At 68.0% G+C, this 19122-nt stretch carries 19 protein-coding genes; 3 read left to right on the plus strand and 16 right to left on the minus strand.

Translation table 11 applies throughout. From position 1 onward, the window contains the following. Positions 1–34: 34 nt before the first annotated feature. The 3 genes from ACV4UZ_RS13195 to ACV4UZ_RS13205 all read right to left on the minus strand — a co-directional run bounded on the left by ACV4UZ_RS13195 (position 35) and on the right by ACV4UZ_RS13205 (position 3316). The gene (locus tag ACV4UZ_RS13195; RefSeq protein ID WP_491601273.1) at positions 35–961 is read right to left on the minus strand and encodes a cation diffusion facilitator family transporter; all 927 of its coding nucleotides are present in this window, start codon (positions 959–961) and stop codon (positions 35–37) included. A 347-nt stretch (positions 962–1308) separates the two neighbouring features. After that, entirely contained in the window at positions 1309–1644 is a 336-nt protein-coding gene (locus ACV4UZ_RS13200; protein WP_491601274.1) for a hypothetical protein, read from the minus strand. 49 nt (positions 1645–1693) lie between these two features. Continuing rightward, a complete protein-coding gene (locus ACV4UZ_RS13205; RefSeq protein WP_491601275.1) occupies positions 1694–3316 on the minus strand; it encodes an ABC-F family ATP-binding cassette domain-containing protein in 1623 nt (540 codons plus the stop codon). Between the two features lie 266 nt (positions 3317–3582). Between ACV4UZ_RS13205 and ACV4UZ_RS13210 the strand changes: the two genes are divergently transcribed. Next, a complete protein-coding gene (locus ACV4UZ_RS13210) occupies positions 3583–3960 on the plus strand; it encodes a hemerythrin domain-containing protein (protein WP_491601276.1) in 378 nt (125 codons plus the stop codon). Between the two features lie 90 nt (positions 3961–4050). Here ACV4UZ_RS13210 and ACV4UZ_RS13215 read toward each other — a convergent pair whose 3' ends face one another. From ACV4UZ_RS13215 to ACV4UZ_RS13270, 12 genes are all read right to left on the minus strand, one after another. Then, complete coding sequence (locus ACV4UZ_RS13215) at positions 4051–4512, minus strand: DUF4167 domain-containing protein (RefSeq protein WP_491601277.1); 462 nt, start codon at positions 4510–4512, stop codon at positions 4051–4053. A gap of 208 nt (positions 4513–4720) precedes the next feature. Then, positions 4721–5572 (minus strand): peptide chain release factor N(5)-glutamine methyltransferase, encoded by an 852-nt coding sequence (prmC, locus tag ACV4UZ_RS13220; protein ID WP_491601336.1) that lies wholly within the window; start codon positions 5570–5572, stop codon positions 4721–4723. Then, on the minus strand, positions 5572–6636 hold the full coding sequence (prfA, locus tag ACV4UZ_RS13225) for a peptide chain release factor 1 (RefSeq protein ID WP_491601278.1): 1065 nt from the start codon (positions 6634–6636) through the stop codon (positions 5572–5574). Before prfA ends, prmC begins: the two co-directional genes overlap by 1 nt. Before the next feature lie 21 nt (positions 6637–6657). Next, positions 6658–6936, minus strand: a complete 279-nt coding sequence (locus ACV4UZ_RS13230) for a type II toxin-antitoxin system RelE/ParE family toxin (RefSeq protein ID WP_491601279.1) — start codon at positions 6934–6936, stop codon at positions 6658–6660. Beyond that, on the minus strand, positions 6927–7142 hold the full coding sequence (locus ACV4UZ_RS13235) for a hypothetical protein (protein WP_491601280.1): 216 nt from the start codon (positions 7140–7142) through the stop codon (positions 6927–6929). The genes ACV4UZ_RS13230 and ACV4UZ_RS13235 overlap by 10 nt, the downstream gene beginning before the upstream one ends. Positions 7143–7154: 12 nt before the next feature. Next, positions 7155–8402 carry a glutamyl-tRNA reductase gene (gene hemA, locus ACV4UZ_RS13240; protein ID WP_491601281.1) on the minus strand — a complete coding sequence of 416 codons (1248 nt, stop codon included), beginning with the start codon at positions 8400–8402 and terminating at the stop codon, positions 7155–7157. Between the two features lie 13 nt (positions 8403–8415). Further along, a complete protein-coding gene (gene hisS / locus ACV4UZ_RS13245; protein WP_491601282.1) occupies positions 8416–9654 on the minus strand; it encodes a histidine--tRNA ligase in 1239 nt (412 codons plus the stop codon). Between the two features lie 2 nt (positions 9655–9656). Next, positions 9657–10769: a flavodoxin-dependent (E)-4-hydroxy-3-methylbut-2-enyl-diphosphate synthase gene (ispG, locus tag ACV4UZ_RS13250; protein WP_491601283.1), complete on the minus strand. Its 1113-nt coding sequence runs from the start codon at positions 10767–10769 to the stop codon at positions 9657–9659. A gap of 217 nt (positions 10770–10986) precedes the next feature. Continuing rightward, positions 10987–12243 (minus strand): helix-turn-helix domain-containing protein, encoded by a 1257-nt coding sequence (locus ACV4UZ_RS13255; RefSeq protein WP_491601284.1) that lies wholly within the window; start codon positions 12241–12243, stop codon positions 10987–10989. Positions 12244–12311: 68 nt separating this feature from the next. Continuing rightward, entirely contained in the window at positions 12312–14585 is a 2274-nt protein-coding gene (ptsP, locus tag ACV4UZ_RS13260) for a phosphoenolpyruvate--protein phosphotransferase (protein ID WP_491601285.1), read from the minus strand. 1 nt (position 14586) lies between these two features. Further along, positions 14587–15621, minus strand: coding sequence for an NAD(P)H-dependent flavin oxidoreductase (locus ACV4UZ_RS13265; protein WP_491601286.1), 1035 nt, complete (start codon positions 15619–15621; stop codon positions 14587–14589). Positions 15622–15645: 24 nt separating this feature from the next. After that, positions 15646–16866 carry an aspartate kinase gene (locus tag ACV4UZ_RS13270; protein WP_491601287.1) on the minus strand — a complete coding sequence of 407 codons (1221 nt, stop codon included), beginning with the start codon at positions 16864–16866 and terminating at the stop codon, positions 15646–15648. A gap of 190 nt (positions 16867–17056) precedes the next feature. On the opposite strand from ACV4UZ_RS13270, the gene ubiG reads away from it, so the two are divergent. After that, complete coding sequence (ubiG, locus tag ACV4UZ_RS13275; protein WP_491601288.1) at positions 17057–17791, plus strand: bifunctional 2-polyprenyl-6-hydroxyphenol methylase/3-demethylubiquinol 3-O-methyltransferase UbiG; 735 nt, start codon at positions 17057–17059, stop codon at positions 17789–17791. A gap of 253 nt (positions 17792–18044) precedes the next feature. Here the strand turns inward: ubiG and ACV4UZ_RS13280 are convergent, their stop codons facing one another. Beyond that, a complete protein-coding gene (locus ACV4UZ_RS13280) occupies positions 18045–18458 on the minus strand; it encodes a DUF1178 family protein (protein ID WP_491601289.1) in 414 nt (137 codons plus the stop codon). Positions 18459–18513: 55 nt separating this feature from the next. Between ACV4UZ_RS13280 and ACV4UZ_RS13285 the strand changes: the two genes are divergently transcribed. Then, the gene (locus ACV4UZ_RS13285) at positions 18514–19050 is read left to right on the plus strand and encodes a class I SAM-dependent methyltransferase (protein ID WP_491601290.1); all 537 of its coding nucleotides are present in this window, start codon (positions 18514–18516) and stop codon (positions 19048–19050) included. The last annotated feature ends 72 nt before the right edge of the window (positions 19051–19122 follow it).

The following is a 19122-nucleotide window of genomic DNA, read 5'->3' on the forward strand; positions in this document are numbered from 1 at the left end:
TTATTGGCCTTAATAGGCCAAGCGCCGGAAGGCGTCAAGCCTGCCCGTCCAGGGAAATGCACGGCTTGCCGTCATGGGCGATCACCTCGACGGTGACGTGCCCCAGGTCGGGAAGCCCGGCCAGCAATCCCTTGTAGTGTTCGGGCTTGCGCGGATAGTGGGTGACCACGGAAATGATCGCCGCCAGATGGCCGGGACGCATGGCCCAGACGTGGAGGTCGGCGACCCGGTTGTCGGCATCGGCCTCGATCAGGGCACGGATGTCGCCGGCCAGGGCCGGATTCTCCGCCCTGTCCAGCAGCACGCGGGCGGTGTCCCGGACCAGGCCGCGCGCCCACACCCCGATGACCACCGCCCCCACGAGTCCCATCACCGGGTCCAGCCAGGTCCACGACGCCATCATGCCCGCCGCCAGGGCGGCGATGGCGCCGACGGAGGTGAGGAGATCGGCCATCACGTGCAGGGTGGCGGCGCGCAGATTGTGGTCGTGGTCATGGTGATGGCCGGAAGGCGGATCGAGAATGAGGACGCTGGCCAGATTGACCCCCAGCCCGATGACCGCGACGGCCATGGCCTCGCCATAGGAGACCGCCACCGGATTGATCAGGCGCTCCACCGCCTCCCAGACCATCATCACCGCCACCACGCCCAGCACGATGGCGCTGGCGAAGCCGGCCAGGGCGTTGACCTTTCCCGTGCCGAAGGTGAAGGCCGGGTCGGCGGCATGGCGGCGGGCGAAGGCATAGGCGAACAGGGCGATACTCATGGCGGCGCCGTGGCTGGCCATGTGCCAGCCGTCGGCCAGCAGCGCCAGGGAACCGAATGCCCAGCCGGCGGCGATTTCGCCCACCATGCAGGCCAGCGTCAGGGCCATGACCAGCCGGACCCGCCGTTCGGCTCCGCCCGAGGCGGTGGCGTCGGGGTGGGGGTGACGATAGCTGTCCATGCAGTGGATATGCATTTCGGCTCCTTGGTCCAATTTCCACAAGAGTAAGCCGCTTCACCTCCCGACGCAAACGCGATGCACTCGCATATTTCGAGGGTATTGAATACCACTTCCAATCGCTGAACTTTCAGAGGGTTGCCTTATCCCGAACCTCAGATGCCGCTTCTGGCAAAGGGGATAAGCCGCAAAACAACTCGACGCTTGCCTCCATCAACAATGCAAGCGCGGCTCATACCAAGATGCACTGATCGGAACCGATCAGTGCATCGCCCTCAATCGCCGGGCGCCACCTGTGGCGGCTGGGCTCCCGCCGCATAAGCGGCGCGGCCCTTTGGGCCTATCCAAACTGCGATGAGTCACGCTCATCGCAGTTTGGTATCATTGGCATTATTGATGGGTATGAGGATGCCGATGCTTTGAAGACGCGCCCGGCTCGCCGCCTGTGTGGTTCCCGCCGGTGCCCCCTCGACCGCCGGAGCGGAGGAATCCCCCTCCCCGGCCCGTGGAACCATGATGCCCGACGCCCTGGTGGTCTCCGCCACCCGCGCCGAGACCTCGGTGATGGAAGGCCCGGCCAGCATCGCCGACGGGCTGCGCGACGTCCCCGGAATCACCATCGACGAATCCTCGCTGCCCGGCTGGGTGAACTCCGAGGCCTTCGGCAAGTCCCACCAGGGCGACGGCCGCCTGTCGGGCATCGTCCTCGGGCATCCGGAATTCGAGGGCTTCGAGGTGCTGCAGGAACTCTCAGCCGCGGAGCCCCGGAGCCTCGTGCCCGGAACTGGCCACGTATTCGGTGTAGCCGCCGCTGTACTGGTGAATACCGTCGGGCGTCAGTTCCAGCACCCGGTTGGACAGCGCCGCCAGGAAATGGCGGTCGTGGGAGACGAACAGCATGGTGCCCTCATAGGCGGCCAGCGCCTTGATCAGCATCTGCTTGGTGTCGAGGTCCAGGTGGTTGGTGGGCTCGTCCAGCACCAGGAAATTGGGCGGATTGAACAGCATGATGGCCATCACGAGGCGGGCCTTCTCGCCGCCCGACAGCACCCGGCACTTCTTTTCCACGTCGTCGCCGGAGAATCCGAAACAGCCGGCCAGGGCCCTGAGCGAGCCCTGGTTGGCCTGGGGAAAGGCGCCTTCCAGGGATTCGAACACCGTGGACTCGCCGTCCAGCAATTCCATGGCGTGCTGGGAGAAATAGCCCATCTTCACGCTGGCCCCCACGGCGACGCTGCCGCTGTCGGGATCGGCGGCGCCCGCCACCAGTTTGAGCAGCGTCGACTTGCCCGCCCCGTTGACCCCCATGACGCACCAGCGCTCCTTGCGGCGGATGGTGAGGTCGAACCCGTCATAGATGACCCGGCTGCCATAGGCCTTGCGGACGTTCTTCAGCACCGCCACGTCCTCGCCCGAGCGCGGCGCCGGCGGGAAGTCGAACACCACCGTCTGGCGGCGCCGGGGCGGCTCGAAGCGCTCGATCTTGTCCAGCTTCTTCACCCGGCTCTGCACCTGGGCGGCGTGGGAGGCGCGGGCCTTGAAGCGCTCGATGAACTTCAGCTCCTTGGCCAGCATGGCCTGCTGCCGCTCGAACTGGGCCTGCTGCTGCTTCTCGTTCAGCGCCCTCTGGCGCTCGTAGAAGACGTAGTCGCCGGCATAGGTGTTGAGCGAGCCGCCGTCGATCTCGATGATCTTGTTGACGATGCGGTTCAGGAACTCGCGGTCGTGGGACGTCATCAGCAGGGCGCCGTCGAAGCCCTTGAGGAAATCCTCCAGCCAGATCAGGCTCTCGATGTCCAGGTGGTTGCTGGGCTCGTCCAGCAGCATGACGTCGGGCCGCATCAGCAGGATGCGCCCCAGCGCCACCCGCATCTTCCAGCCGCCCGACAGCTTGCCCACGTCGCCGTCCATCATCTCCTGGCTGAAGGAGAGGCCCGCCAGCACTTCCCGCGCCCGCCCCTCCAGCTCGTAGCCGCCCAGTTCCTCGAAGCGGGCCTGCACCTCGCCGTAGCGCTCGACGATGGCATCCATCTCGTCGGCGCGGTCGGGATCGCACATGGCCGCCTCCAGCTCGGCCAGCTCGGCCGCCACGCTGCTGACCGGCCCGGCCCCGTCCATCACCTCGGCCACGGCGCTGCGCCCCGACATCTCGCCCACGTCCTGGTCGAAATAGCCGATGGTGATCTGCTTTTCGACCGACACCTGCCCGGCATCGGGAGCCTCCTCCCCGGTGATCATCCGGAACAGGGTGGTCTTGCCGGCGCCGTTGGGGCCGACCAGACCGACCTTTTCCCCCCGGTTGAGCGCCGCCGAGGAATCCAGGAAGAGGATGCGGTGGCTGTTCTGCTTGCTGATGTTCTCGAGACGGATCATGGACTCTACCTGACGAAGGGGCGAGGCCCCCGAAGCCTGCGGCTCGGGGCCGTCAAATCCTGGATGCGGCGACGGGATGCGACCCCGCGGCGACCGGTTCGGCGGCGGCAGCCGGAAGGGCCTCGAACGGGCAGGCGCATGCTTACCCAGCGCCCGGGGGAAAGGCAAGGCCGATCGGCCCCGGACGGGAACCGATGCCGCGCCCTCTGGTAACCCAAGGCCCCGATCCCCAGATTGGAAGCAGTGCAAGAAGGGGAGAGGCCGTCATGCCCACCTGGGACCACGAGGATTGCGACCCGGTCATCGATGCCGAACACACCCGCCTTTACCGCATGATGAACCGCCTGGAGCCGGTGATCATCCAAGACCAGAGCGAGGCCAAGGTGGCGCGCGCCATCCACATGCTGCAGGAACGCATGGCCGACCATTTCCAGATGGAGGAGGAACTGTTCATCACCGCCGACTGGGCGTCGCGGCAGGTGATGATCCGCGATCACCGCGACCTGCTGGGCATGCTGGCCGCCCTGGCGGAGATTCCGCCCGAGGATTGCGGGGCGCGGCGAAAGCTGTTCACGGATTTTCTCGAAGCGCTGACGCGCCACGACAACGACGTGGACGCGCCGCTCTTCTCGCGCCGGCACTGAAAAAGCGGCCGGGACGGCCGCGCTCCGACAAGGGATCGGGGTGCGGAGCGCGGGCGTCCCGCCCGCATCCCCGCCAAAGCCCGGTTCCGGTCAGCCCTCGGCGGGCTCGACCGGCATGACCACGTCGGGCTGCTCCCCCTCGCCCGGCACCGGAGCCTGGGCCTGGCGGGCCTGCCCCTCGCCGCCCCCCTCGTCCTCGCCCTCTCCACCCATGGACTGGTCCTCGGCCGGAGTCGGCATCTGCTGGCGCGGACGGCCGTTGTTCTGGTTCTGGGCGTTGATCACCCGGAAATAGTGCTCGGCGTGCTGGTAGTAGTTCTCGGCGGCCACCCGGTCGCCCTGGGACGAGGCGTCACGGGCGAGCGACAGGTACTTTTCCAGCACCTGATGGGCGTTGCCGCGAATCCGGCCCTCGGGGCCGTTGCTGTCGAACACCTGATTGCGGTTGGGAATGCCGCCCCCGCCACCGCCGCCGCCACCGCCGCCGCCGTGCTTCTTGCCGCCGCCGCCGCCGTTGGGCCCCCGTCCACGGGACCGCTGCTTGGGATTCAAAGAGGACCTGCCTTCATGGTTCACGAGTGCTCTCCGTTAGAGGCTTCCCCGCCGGCATCTCTGCACGCCTGTCCGCATCCGATTTCGGGGCGGCGATGGGGGAGTTCACGGCGCTGAACCAGGGCGGAGCGAAAGGCTCGACGAGACCCCCGGTTCGAAAGGGCGCGCGTGGGGCAACACTAGTCGCCGCCGGCCCGTATTCCAACAATTATTTTATGCGCCGCACCATGACGCAGCGCTCGACACCGCCCAGGTCGCGCCGGATGCTGGCGCCGGGCAACCCGGCCGCCGCCAGCAGGGCGGAAACTTCGGCGGCCTGGCCCTCTCCCACCTCCAGGGCGGCGATGCCGCCCGGGGCCAACAGGCGGGCCATGTCGGGAATCAGGCGGCGATAGCACTCCAGCCCGTCGGGACCGCCGGCCAGGGCCGAGCGCGGCTCGTAGCGGGCCACCTCGGGCTCCAGGCCGTCGATGTCGCCATCGGGAATGTAGGGGGGATTGGAGACGATGACGTCGAATTCCCCATCGAGCCCCCGCCCCCAGTCTCCCAGACGGAACTCGGCGCGCTGGGCGAGGCCCAGGGCCCGGGCGTTGCGCTCCGCCACCGCCAGGGCGGCGGGGCTGGCGTCGATGCCCAGACCGCGGGCGTGCCCCAACTCCGATAGTAGTATCAGCAGGATGCAGCCCGTTCCGGTCCCGAAATCAAGCAGTCGCCGGGGCCGCCCCCGGTCGTCCAGGGCGTCCAGCACCGCCTCCACCAGGGTCTCGGTGTCGGGGCGCGGGTCCAGGGTATCGGCCGTCACCTCGAAATCCAGCGTCCAGAACCCCCGCCGTCCCAGGATGTGGGACATGGGCTCGCGGGCCAGCCGGCGGTCGAGCATGGCGGCGAAACGGGCGCTTTCCTCGCCGTTCAGCTCGGCGTGATGGGAGGCGGGCAGACGCCGCATCTCGACGCCCAGCACCTCGGCCACCATCAGTCTGGCATCGAAATGAGCGGTATCGATGCCCACCCCGGCCAGCCGCCGGGCGGCGGCGTCGATGGCCTGACCCGCCGTCGCCATCATTCCATCTCGGCCAGACGTTCGGCCTGATCGGCGGCGACCAGGGCTTCCACCAGTTCGTCCAGGGCGTCGCCGCTCATCACCGCGTCGATCTTGTAGAGCGTCATGTTGATGCGGTGGTCGGTGACGCGGCCTTGCGGGAAGTTGTAGGTGCGGATGCGCTCCGAGCGGTCGCCCGAGCCCACCTGACTCTTGCGGCTGGCGGCGCGCTCGGCGTCCTTGGCGGCGCGCTCGCGCTCGTACAGGCGGGCGCGCAGCAGCTTGAGCGCCGTGGCCTTGTTCTTGTGCTGGCTTTTTTCCTGCTGGCAGGCCACCGCCAGACCGGTGGGGATGTGGGTGACGCGCACCGCCGAATCCGTGGTGTTGACCGACTGGCCGCCCGAGCCCTGGGAGCGGTAGACGTCGAAGCGCAGGTCGGAATCGTTCAGCTGGATGTCCACCTCCTCCGCCTCGGGCATGATGGCCACGGTGGCAGCCGAGGTGTGAATGCGGCCCTGGGATTCGGTGGCCGGCACCCGCTGGACCCGGTGGACGCCGGATTCGAACTTGAGCCGCGCGAAGACGTTGCGCCCGGTGATGGTGGCGCTGGCTTCCTTGACGCCGCCGATGCCGGTGTCGTTGACGTCCATCACCTCGAAGCGCCAGCCGTGCAGGGAGGCGTAGCGCTCGTACATGCGGAACAGCTCGGCGGCGAACAGGGCGGCCTCCTCGCCGCCGGTGCCGGCGCGCACTTCCAGGATGGCGTTCTTCTCGTCCGCCTCGTCCTTGGGCAGCAGCATGATCTGCACTTCGCGCTCCAGCGCGGGCAGCCGCTCCTTCAGCGCGTAGAACTCCTCCTCCGCCAGATCCTTCATGTCCGGATCGTTCATCATCTCGGCGGCCTGGACCATGTCCTCGCGGGCCTTGCGGAAGGCGACGATGGCGGCCACCACCGGGTCCAGTTCGGACAGTTCCTTGGACAGGCGCTGGATGGTCTGGGAATCCATCCCCTCGCCCGAGGACAATTGCGCCCGGACCTCGTCGTGGCGATACAGCACCTTGTCGAATTGCGGTTCGAGATTCATCAAACGATACCCAACTTGCGTTCAGCGATGTCGCGACTGATACCAGACGCGAAGGATGGTGACGACGCCCGCCCGGGCCTCCACGTCATAGATGAGGAGATAGCGCCGGAAGCGTGGGATAACCCATTCTCGGGTGCCATCCAAGCCCTCGTGTCCCTTCAGGGGAAAGGCGGCCAGTCCCCGCGCCGCCTCGTCGATGGCCGTCACCAGCGAGTCCGCCGCCTGGGGGGCATCGCGGCGCAGGAATTCGTGGATGGAGCGGAGGTCGCGCCACGCTTCGGGCGCCCAGTTTACTTGCAAGGCTCGGGCGGCGGCATTTCGTGGTCGGTTCCCAGGGAGCCGAGCCAGGCCATCATATCCTCGTGCGCGATGACACCGTCACGGGCCACCGAGCCGCGGGCTTCGCGAATGGCCTGCGCCTTGGCTTCATCACCGGAAACCGGCTGCTCGGATTTGGGCATGGCGATCATGGGAGAGATGATAGCAACATTGAGGGAACGGCGCATCAAATTAGCGCCTCACTCATCCAGGCGGAACAGAATCCGCAGCGTCTTTTCCATGGCGCGCCACTCGGCCCCTTCGGACGCGATGTCCTTCATGGCTTCGCTCGGCGCGTGCAGCAGGCGGTTGACCAGCAGGCGGGTAGCCTCGGCGGCGTCGCCCCCGGCCTCGGCCAGCACCTGTTCGCGGGTCTCGTCGAAACGGGTGCGAAGGGCGACGATGGCCGGCACGGCGGCCCGCGCCGCGCGGCCCCTGAGGAAGGCCTGGGCCTCGGCCTCGACGATGTCGCGGGCCGCCCGGGCGGCGGCCTCGCGGGTGGCGCGGCCTTCCAGCGCCACCTTCTCCAGGTCGGCGAGGTCGTAGAGGAAGGCGCCGTCCACCCGGTTCACCGCCGGCTCGATGTCGCCGGGAATGCCGGCATCCACCAGGAAGACCGGCTTCCTGCGGCGCTTCTTCAGGGCGTTGGTCACCATCTCGGCGGTGACCGAGACGGTCCGCGCGCCGACGCAGGTCAGCACCACGTCGAAGGAGGAAAGCGATTCGCGCAGTTCCTCGAAGGCCAGCACATGACCGTCCAGCGACTTGGCCACCGCCTCGGCGCGGGCGGCGCGCGGCGCGGTGACCGAGATGTCCTTCAGCCCGGCGGCCAGCAGGCTTTCCGCCGCCAGCTCGCCCATCTCGCCGGTGCCCACCAGCAGGGCGCGCAAGCCCCCGAGCTCGCCGTGGAGATCGCGGGCGGTCTGCACGGCGGCGGCGGCGATGCTGACCGGTCCCTCGCCGATGGAGGTCTCGCTGCGCACCCTCTTGGCCACGGCGAAGGCGGCCTGGAGGAAATGGTCCAGCTCGCCGCCGCAGCATCCGGCGTCGCGGGCCAGCCGGTGGGCGGCCTTGACCTGTCCGGTGACATGGGGCTCGCCGATCACCAGGGAATCCAGAGAGGCGGTGACGGTGAAGCCGTGGCGCACGGCATCGCCGCCCGACAGGGTGTAGAGATGGGAGGACAGGATGGCGGGGTCCAGCCCGGCCCGGGCGGCCAGGGCCTCGCCCACCAGCCGGGCGGCGTGGGCGGGCTCCACGTCCTCGGCCCAGATTTCCACGCGATCGCAGGTGGCCAGCACCAGGGACTCGGCCAGCCCCGCCCGCTTCAGCCCCTCGAGGAAGGCCGGCGCGGCGGCATCGTCCACGAACAGCGCGTCGCGCAAGGACAGCGACGCCGACCGATGGTTGGCGCCGACGACGACCAGACGATGCGCGGACCCGCTCACCCCCAGGGCTCCGCTACGACTGGCGGCCGAGGTAATCCTCCAGCTGCGCCAGCGGCACCTCGTCCTGGGTGGAATTGTCCAGGTCGCGGATGGTGACGGCGCCCCTGGCCGCCTCCTCCTCGCCCAGAATCACGGCGAAGCGGGCGTTGACCTTGCTGGCGCGGGCCATGCGCTTCTTCATGTTGCCGGAAAAGCCCATCTCGACGCCGCGGCCCGAACGGCGCAGACGCTCGGCCACCACCAGGGCGGCCATGGCATCGCCCATGGGAATGACGCTGACCGGGCGGACGTCGTCGGCCACCTCGCCCACCAGCATGGACAGGCGCTCCACCCCGGCGGCCCAGCCGATGCCCGGCGTGCGCGGCCCGCCCATGGTGGCGATCAGCTCGTCGTAGCGCCCGCCGGCCAGCACGGTGCCCTGGGCGCCCAGCTCGGTGGTGGTGAACTCGAAGGCGGTGTGGCAGTAGTAGTCCAGGCCACGCACCAGCTTGGGATTGAGAATGAAGGGTATGCCCAGCGCGTGCAGCCCCTCGGTCACCTGGGAGAAGAACTCGCGGGCGGCGGGCGACAGGGATTCGGTCATCAGCGGCGCGTTCTCGACGATGCGGCGATCGCCCTCGTCCTTGGAATCGAGGATTCGCAGCGGATTGCGCTCGAGGCGGTTGCGGCTGTCCTCGGACAGCGAGGCGCGGAAATCCGACAGATACGCCACCAGGGCGTTGCGGTAGGCCTCGCGGCTTTCCGCGTCACCCAGCGTGTTGATCTCGAGCCGCACCTTGGACGCCAGGCCCAGTTCGGACAGCACCCGCCAGGCGAGCGCGATGACCTCGACGTCGGCCAGGGGCGATTCGACGCCCAGCAACTCGACGCCCACCTGGTGGAACTGGCGCAGACGCCCCTTCTGGGGCCGCTCGTGGCGGAACATGGGGCCACGGTAGAACAGCTTGAGCGGCAGCGACTGCGCCAAACCGCCCGAGATGAAGGCGCGCGCCACGCCGGCGGTGCCTTCGGGGCGGAGCGTGATGGATTCGCCCGAGCGGTCGGCGAAGGTGTACATCTCCTTGGTCACCACGTCGGAGGTCTCGCCCAGGGTGCGGGCGAACACGTCGGTGAACTCGAAGATGGGGGTCATGATCTCGCCGAAGCCGTAACGCCGGGCGGCGGAAAAGGCGATCTCCTCCACCTTGCGGTGACGGCGGGACTCGTCGGGCAGCAGATCGTGGGTGCCGCGAACCGGTTGCAGGCTGGACAAAATCAACTTCCCTTTTGCTTGGCGGCCTCGATCTCGGCGGCGCGCGCCTCGACCAGCTCTACGATGTGATCCACCATGGACTTGCCGTCCACGTTGTGGTCCGGCGAGCCGCCGATATAGACCTTGTGACTGTCGGCCCCGCCGCCGGTGATGCCCACCATGGTCTCGCGGGCCTCGCCGGGGCCGTTGACCACGCAGCCCAGGATGGACAGCGTCACCGGCGCGCGCACGTGCGACAGGCGGTTTTCCAGGGTCTCCACCGTCTTGATGACGTCGAAGCCCTGCCGCGCGCAGGACGGGCACGAGACGATGCGCACGCCGCGATGGCGCAGGTCCAGCGCCTTCAGCATCTCGAAGCCGACCTTGACCTCCTCGGTCACGTCGGCCGACAGCGAGACGCGCAGCGTGTCGCCGATGCCCTGCCACAAGAGCGAGCCGATGCCGATGGACGACTTCACGGTACCGCCGATCAGGCCGCCGGCCTCGGTGATGCCGAGATGAAGGGGATAATCGCAGGCCTTGGCCAGCCCCTGATAGGCGGCGACGGCCAGGAACACGTCGGAGGCCTTCACCGCGATCTTGAACTCGAAGAAGTCGTTGTCCTCGAGCAGCTTGGCGTGTTCCAGCGCGCTTTCCACCAGGGCTTCCGGGCAGGGCTCGCCGTACTTGTCCAGCAGGTGCTTGTCCAGCGATCCGGCATTGACGCCGATGCGCATGGAGCAGCCGTGATCCTTGGCGGCCTTGACCACTTCCTTGACCCGCTCGTGCGAGCCGATATTGCCGGGATTGATGCGCAGGCAGGCAGCGCCCGCCTCGGCGGCCTCGATGCCACGCTTGTAGTGGAAGTGGATGTCGGCGATCAGCGGCACCGGCGATTCCTTGGCGATCTGCTTGAACGCCTTGGTCGAATCCTCGTCGGGGCAGGAGACGCGCACCAGATCGGCGCCGGCATCGGCGGCGCGGCGGATCTGCTCCAGCGTTCCCTTGACGTCGGTGGTCAGCGTGTTGGTCATGGTCTGCACCGAAATGGGGGCATCGCCGCCGACCAGCACCGAACCGACACGGATTTGCCGCGACTTGCGCCGGGCGATTTCACGGTAGGGCCGCAGACTCATGGGACACTCTCGCTGAACATAAGGGGCCTCGCCCCGGCTGATCGGGGCGAGGCGTTATAGCGCATTCGGGCCAAGCTCCGAAAGCGACAACCTGTTTAGGGGCTTTACGCCACCCCGAATGTCATCCTGAGCAAGGCGAAGGATCCTTCAGGCATTAACGCCGCTGGCGGCTGAAAGATGCTTCACTTACGTTCAGCATGACAAGGATGCATGCGGATCAGCCGCCGGCCGCCAGCTTGTCGGGATCGAGCCGGATGTCGCGCCGCACCTGCCCCGCCGATCCCAGCGCCGGAGCCTTGCGGCCATCGACGCTGACCTCCAGCGAGCCGGCATTGCCCACCATCAGGCTGAGGCCCGAGCGGTTGGGAACCCGGAAGCTGTCGCCTTTGCGCAGCAGGCGGCTCATCAGCAGCGACCCGTCCACCTCGCGCACCTGAATCCAGCAATCGTCGCCGGTGGCCTTCAGCACCACGCGGGCGTCGGCATATTCGGAGCCGTACACCTTGCCGTCCGGAACCGAGGCGGCGGGAGCGGGAGCCTCGACCTTGGGAGCCTCGACCTTCGCCGGTTCGACCTTGGGAGCCTCGACCTTGGGGGGATCGACCTTCGCCGGCTCGACCTTGGGAGGTTCCACCTTCGCCGGCTCGACCTTGGGAGCCTCGACCTTGGGAGGTTCCACCTTCGCCGGCTCGACCTTGGCAGCCTCGACCTTGGCGGGTTCGGGCGCCTGCGGCAATGCCGGCGACTGGATGGCGGCGGGCTTCTCCTCCTCGGTCTCGGTGGGCGGAACCACGTCTTCCTTGGCCTTGCCGGGCTCCTCGGCGGGCTTGCCGGCATCGGCGGGCCGGGTCTCGCCGGTCAGGCTGGCCTGACGGTTGAGCACCCCGGCCAGACGGTCGGGCAAGGGCGGCACCATCTCGGTGACCTTGGTCTCGGCCGAGGACAGCAGATACCAGCCGCCATAGGCCACCGCCGCCAGGATCAGCCCCAGGAAGATCACCGCGCCGCCGGGAATGCGGCCCTCGGACACCGGCGAGGGAAAGGTCAGCTCGGTGCGGTTCTTGAACCCGCCCGCCCCTTCCTCGCGGAAGCGGCGCACCATCTCCTCGCTGTCCAGACCAAGATACTCGGCGTAGGAGCGCAGAAAGCCGGCGGCATAGGTGCCGCCCGGCAGATCGCGGTGACGCCCCTCCTCCAGGGCTTCCAGGAAGGGCTGGCGGATGCGCAGCAGCTTGGCGCATTCGGGCAGGGCCTTGCCCATGCCCTCGCGCGCCGCCCGCAGAGTGGCGCCCACCCCGGCATTGACCGCCAGGACGGCGGGAGCCGCCACCGGCTCGGCCACAGGCTGCGGTTCGGGCTCGGGCGCCGGTTGGGGTGCCGGTTCGGGCTCGGGGGTGGCTTCCGCGGTGATCACCGGCTCGGGGGCCTCGGCGGGAATCTCGGTCTGCTGGGGGGCGGAATCTGTGCTGTCCACGTCGGGCGAGCCTTTTCGCAATGCGTGTGGCGACCTTGTTTAGCAAATCCCCGCGCGGGGTGGCAACCTTACAGGACCACGCCGTGGTCCAGCGCGAAGGTCTTCAGCTTGTTGCGCAACGAGTGATCGGGCGACTTGAGAAGGGTGTTGAGGTAGGCCTCCAGCGCGCCGATATCCAGGCTGCGGATCATGGTCTTCACCGGTCCGATGTTGGGAGCCGACAGCGACAGGTTGCGGATGCCGGCGCCGATCAGGGCCATGGCCTCCAGCGGCCGGCCGGCCATCTCGCCGCACACCGACAGCGAAACGCCGTACTCGCCGCACTTGACCGCCACATAGCGCATGAAGCGGATCATGGCGGGCGCCAGCGGGTCGTAGCGCTCGGCGATGCGCGGATTGCCGCGATCGACGGCGAACAGGAACTGGGTCAGGTCGTTGGAGCCGATGGAGACGAAATCCACCATGGGCAACAGGGCGTCCAGCTGCAGCGCCAGGGCCGGCACCTCCAGCATGGTGCCGACCAGCACCTTGGAGGGCAGCGGATTGCCGATCTCGCGCTCGTGGTCCAGCTCCTTGTCGAGGATGTGGCGGGCCTGAACGAATTCGGAGACCTCGGCGATCATGGGGAACATCACCGACAGCTCGCGCCCCTGGGCGGCGCGCAGCAGGGCGCGCAGCTGCGAGCGCATCACCGCCGGACGGTCGAGCGTGATGCGGATGGAGCGCCAGCCCAGCGCCGGGTTGTCCTCCTCGTAGGGATTCCAGTAGGGCAGCACCTTGTCGCCGCCCACGTCCAGGGTGCGGAACACCACCGGCCGCCCCTCGGCCTGATCGAGAATCTTCTTGTAGAGCAGGGTCTGGGCCGCCACGTCGGGCAAGCTGGAGCGCGCCATGAACGGCAGCTCGGTGCGGTACAGGCCGATGCCGTCGGCCCCCGATTCCACCAGATGCTGCAGGTCGAGCAGCAGGCCGGCATTCATGTGGATGCCGATGCGCACGCCCTGGCGGGTGATGGCGGGAAGCTCGCGCAGGCGGGCATAGACGGCCTGGCGCATCTGACGCTGGCTGATGGCGTCGATATAGGTCTCGCGGATGTCGTCCGGCGGGCGGATGAACACCTGGCCGTTGTCGCCGTCGCAGATCACCGGGTCCAGCGGCTCGATCTTGTCGAGCACGTCCTTGACCCGTCCGACCACCGGAATGTCCAGCGCGCGCGCCACGATGGCCACGTGGGAGGTGGCCGAGCCTTCCTCCAGCACCAGGCCGCGCAGCCGCTTGGGGTCGTAATCGAACAGCTCCATCGGCCCCAGGTTGCGGCCGATCAGGATGGCGCCCTCGGGCAGGTCGGCGGCGCCGGGGCGCTGCTCGCCCTCGCCGCCGGCCAGATGCTGCAGCAGACGGTTGGCCAGATCCTCGAAATCGTGCATGCGCTCGCGCAGGTACGGATCGGTGATCTGGCTCATGCGGGCGCGGGTGTCGTCGTGGACCTTCTGCACCGCCGCCTCAGCGGTGAGACCGGTGCGGATGGCCTCGCTGATGCGGTTCAGCCAGCCCTTGTCCTCGGCGAACATGCGATAGGTCTCGAGCACGTCGCGGTGCTCGCCATCGCGCATCTCGGGCCGGGAGAACAGCTCCTCCAGCGCCAGCTTGATCCCGGTCAGCGCCTTCTTCAGGCGCTCCAGCTCGGCATCCGGGTCCTCGGCCACCAGCCGCTGGATGGTGATGCGCGGCCGGTGCAGCACCGCCACGCCGACACCGATGCCGCCGTTGAGCTTGACGCCCTCCATGCGCAGCGGCAGCAAAGCGTTGCCGTCCACCGGCACCAGCTCGGCGCGGTTGACCAGCTCGCCCGACACCACCAGCTCGGCCAGCACCATGGCCACGGTCTCGAGGGTCTCGATCTCCTCGTCGGTGTAGTGGCGCATGGTGCGGTTCTGCACCACCACCACGCCCACCACGCGCGAGCCGCGGATGATGGGCACGCCCATCAGCGAGTGGAAGATCTCCTCGCCGGTTTCCGGGCGGAAGACGAAATTGGGATGGGCCTGGGCGTCGGCCAGGGCCAGCGGCCGCGCATGGGCGGCGATGTCGCCGACCAGGCCCTCGCCCACCCGCAGGCGGGTCTGGTGCACCGATTCCTTCTTCAGGCCCTCGGTGGCGAACAGTTCCAGCACCTCGCCGGCGCGCATGACGTAGCACGAGCACACCTCGGCGACCATGTCGGCGGCGATCAGCTTGACCACCTTGTCCAGGCGGTCCTGGGCCGAGCCGCTGCCCGCCATGACGTCGCGCAGACGTCCCAGCAGCCGGCGCGAGACGGAGGTCATCCCCGCGCTTTGCATCTCAAGCCTGCACCGGGACGGGGCCGTGGCGATCCGCCAGGGCGGCCAGGGCCTGGGCCAGCAATTCCTGCAAGATGTCGGCGGTGGGCTGCTCGCGCGTCACCATGCCGACGCTCTGGCCGGCCATCAGCGAACCGTTCTCCACGTCGCCGTCGATGACCGCGCGCTTCAGGGCACCCGCCCAGAAATGCTCGATCTCCAGCTGGGCGTCCTTCTGCTCGATCTCGCCGGCCTTGAAGCGGGAAATCACGTCCAGCTGGAACAGGATGAAGCGCTTGGTGGCGTTGTTGGTCAGCGCGCGGACCGGAATCACCGGGAATTGCGGGTCCACCTGCACCGAGGGCAAAGCGTCGCGGGCGGCGGCGCGGATGAACGCCTGCTTGAAATTGGGATGCGCGATGCATTCGCTGGCGCAGACGAAGCGGGTGCCCAGCTGGCAGCCCGAGGCGCCCATCTCCAGGTAGGAGACGATGGCCTCGCCCCGGCCGATGCCGCCGGCCACGAAGACCGGCACCTGATCGACCACGGGCAGGATTTCCTGGGCCAGCACGCTGGTGGCGACGGGCCCCACATGGCCGCCGGCCTCGGCGCCCTCGATCACCAGGGCGTCGACGCCGGAACGCAGCAGCTTCCTGGCCAGCACCACGGCCGGCGCGAAGCAGATCACCTTGGCCCCGGTATCCTTGGCCCGCTTGATGGCCGCCGCCGTGGGCAATCCGCCGGCCAGCACGATGTGGCCCACCTGCATCTCGCCGCAGACGTCGATCAGGGAATCCAGCTCGGGATGCAGCGTGATGAGGTTGACGCCGAACGGCTTGGCGGTCAGCTCCTGGGTGGCGCGGATTTCCTCGCGCAGCAAGGCGGGCGGCATGGAACCGCAGGCGAGCACGCCGAAGCCGCCGCCATTGGAGATGGCGGCGACCAGCCGGCGTTCGGAAATCCACGACATCGCCCCGCCCATGATGGCGTATTCGGTGCCGAGAAAGTCCCGTCCGCGCCGCCACAGATGTTCGAGCCGCTGCCTCGCCTTATCCATCAGGCCCTCTGGCAAGTGCCCCGCTTACGCGGCGTCCAGACCGTAGGCGGTATGAAGCGCGCGCAGGGCCAGTTCGGTGTACTTCTCCTCGATCAGCACGCTGATCTTGATTTCGGAGGTGGAGATCACCTGGATGTTGATGCCTTCCGACGCCAGGGTCTGGAACATCTTCTGGGCGATGCCGGCGTGCGAGCGCATGCCGACGCCGATCACCGAGACCTTGACCACGTTGGGGTCGGCCAGCAGCTTCTCGAAGCCGAGGGTACCCTTGGCGTCTTCCAGCACCTTCTTGGCCCGCTCCAGGTCGGCGTTGCCGACGGTGAAGGTCAGGTCGGTGGACTTGCCGTCCTCGGACACGTTCTGGACGATCATGTCCACGTTGACCGCCGCGTCGGCCAGGGGGCCGAAGATGGAAGCCGCCACGCCGGGCCGGTCGGCCACGCGCACCAGGGTGATCTTCGCCTCGTCGCGGCTATAGGCGATGCCGCTCACCAATTCCTTTTCCACGATCTCATCCTCATCGCAAACGAGAGTACCGGGCTTGTCTTCGAAGCTGGAAAGCACCTGCACGCGCACGCGGTGCTTCATGGCCATTTCCACCGAGCGGGTCTGCAGCACCTTGGCGCCCACCGAGGCCAGCTCCAGCATCTCCTCGTAGGTGATCTTGTCGAGCTTCTTGGCCACGGACACGATGCGCGGGTCGGTGGTGTAGACGCCGTCCACGTCGGTGTAGATGTCGCAGCGATCCGCCTTCAGGGCGGCGGCCAGCGCCACGGCCGAGGTGTCCGATCCGCCGCGTCCCAGCGTCGAGATGCGGTTGTCGGGGCCCAGGCCCTGGAAGCCGGCGACCACCGCCACCTCGCCCTTGCCCATGCGCTCGATCATCTCGTCCGTCTCGATGGACATGATGCGCGCCTTGCCGTGGACGCCGTCGGTGCGGATCGGCAGCTGCCAGCCGCACCACGAGCGGGCCTCGACGCCCAGCTCCTGCAGCGCGATGGCCAGCAAGCCGATGGTCACCTGCTCGCCGGTGGCGACCACCGCGTCGTATTCGCGGGCGTCATGCAGCGGCGCCACCTGGTTGCACCAGGCGACCAGCTGGTTGGTGGCCCCCGACATGGCCGAGACCACCACGGCGACCTCGTTGCCGGAGTCGAATTCCCGCTTGACGCGGTTGGCGACATTCTTGATGCGCTCGATGTCGGCGACCGAGGTGCCGCCGAATTTCATAACGATGCGAGCCATGAGAAAACCCTTGTTGTCCCAGCCCCGGGCTGTTCCTTATCCTCCCTCGCCGATGGCCCCGCGTGAAACTCTCGTTTGCGCGGTTGCCGCCGGAAGGGCGCGTATTCATACTCTGTCGCCCATCGGGACGCAAGCACGGCCCCCTGACGAATTGTTAACGAACCGAATGTCGATGGCGGAGTGGAAATTCATGGACCAGCAGGGCACCGCATCGCCCGAGGAAATCGCCCGCTTCACCGCCATGGCCGAGGCGTGGTGGGACCCGAACGGCAAGTTCAAGCCGCTGCACCGCTTCAATCCCGTGCGCCTGGCCTTCATGCGCCGCCACTTCGCCAGCCATTTCGGCCGGGATGAAACCCTGATGCGTCCGTTCGAGGGCCTGACCCTGCTGGACGTGGGCTCGGGCGGCGGCCTGCTCTCCGAGCCCCTGGCCCGCATGGGCTTCACGGTCACCGGCATCGATGCCGGCGACAGGAACGTCGCCATCGCCCGCCTGCACGCCGAGCAATCGGGCACCGAGGTGAGCTACCGGATGGCCACGCCCGAACAGCTCGCCGCCGACGAAATGTTCGACGTGGTGCTGTCCATGGAGGTGGTGGAGCACGTCCCCGACGTCTCCGCCTTCCTGGGCCACGCGACGGCGCATCTGAAGCCCGGCGGCGTCTTCATGGGCGCCACGCTCAACCGCACCGCCAAGGCTTGGGCGCTGGCGGTGGTGGGAGCCGAATACGTGCTCGGCTGGCTGCCCAAGGGCACCCACGACTGGAACAAGTTCGTCCGCCCCTCGGAATTCGCCGCCATGTTGCGCGACCACGGCGTCACCGTGCGCCAGATGGCCGGCATGGCCTTCAATCCCTTCAGCGACACCTGGCGCGAGACCGACAATCTCGACGTCAATTACATGCTGTTCGGGGTGAAGGCTTGATCCCTCTCCCGGCGCTCCGCGCCACCCTCTCCCTGAGGGAGAGGGCCGGGGAGAGGGGCGCGCCTAGGGTCTGTCCGACTTAAGCTGAAACGCTTTCCTTTTTCGTCATCGCCGGGCTTGACCCGGCGATCCACGCGTGTCCGCATGCATCACCATTGGAAACAATGGATTGGGCGGCGCCACGTGGATGCCCGGGTCAGGCCCGGGCATGACGGAGAAAGGCGGGACTGGCTCAGCCAAAGCCAGACAGACTCTAATTCCCCTCGGCCACCCAGGGGATGCGGGCGACGGCGACTCCCTCGTCCTCCAGGTCCCGGGCCTGGTCGGGGGTGGCCTCGCCGTAGATGGGCCGGGCCTCGGCATCGCCGTAATGGATCTTGCGGGCCTCGTCGGGGAATTTGTCACCCACGTAGTCGCAGCTGGCCTGCACCTTGTGCTTCAGGTCCACCAGCATCCTGCGCAACTCGCCCGCCGCCGCCTGGGCGTCCAGCGCGGCGCCGCGCGCCTTGGCCAGACGGGGCGCCATGGGGGCCTTTTCCACATGGGAATCGCCGCAGACCGGGCAGGAAATCTCGCCGGCCGCCGCCTGCCTGTCATAGGTGGCGCCGTCCTTGAACCAGGCTTCAAAATGATGCTCGCCAGAGCAGCGCAATTCGAACAGGATCATGGCCGCTGATATCCGCTATCCGCGTTCTTGGTAACAGATACGGTCCGCAAAAGCCATGGGCACCGACCCTTTCCGCGTCGCCCCCTCCCCCTGGATCGCCCGCTTCGCCCCCCTGGTGCCGGCCAAGGGCAGCGTGCTCGACCTCGCCTGCGGCGGAGGACGGCATTCCCGTCTGTTCCTTGATCTTGGGCACAAGGTCACCGCGCTGGACCGCGACGTGGCCCAGGCGCGCCTCGCCGAGGGGGCGGAACTGATCGCCGCCGATCTGGAGGACGGCTCCCCCTGGCCGCTGTCGGGTCGGAGTTTCGACGCGGTGGTGGTGACCAATTACCTGTGGCGGCCGCTGTTCCCGGCCATCCTGGCCAGCTTGAACCCCGGCGGCGTGCTGCTCTACGAAACCTTCGCCGCCGGCAACGAGACATTCGGCCGCCCGGCCAATCCCGACCACCTGCTGCGGCGGGGCGAGTTGCTGGACATGGTCGGCGACCTGACCGTGGTGGCCTACGAGGACGGCATCGAGGGCGGCGCCAAGGTGGTGCAGCGGATTTGCGCCGTCAACGGGAAGGGGCCGGCAACGCTTCCCTCCACCTGATGGCGTCATCCCGGAAGCGCAACGCGCTATCCGGGATCCAGGGGGGGCCAGACTCCAGAGGGAACGACTCCT

The sequence above is a fragment of the Paramagnetospirillum sp. genome (assembly GCF_058402745.1).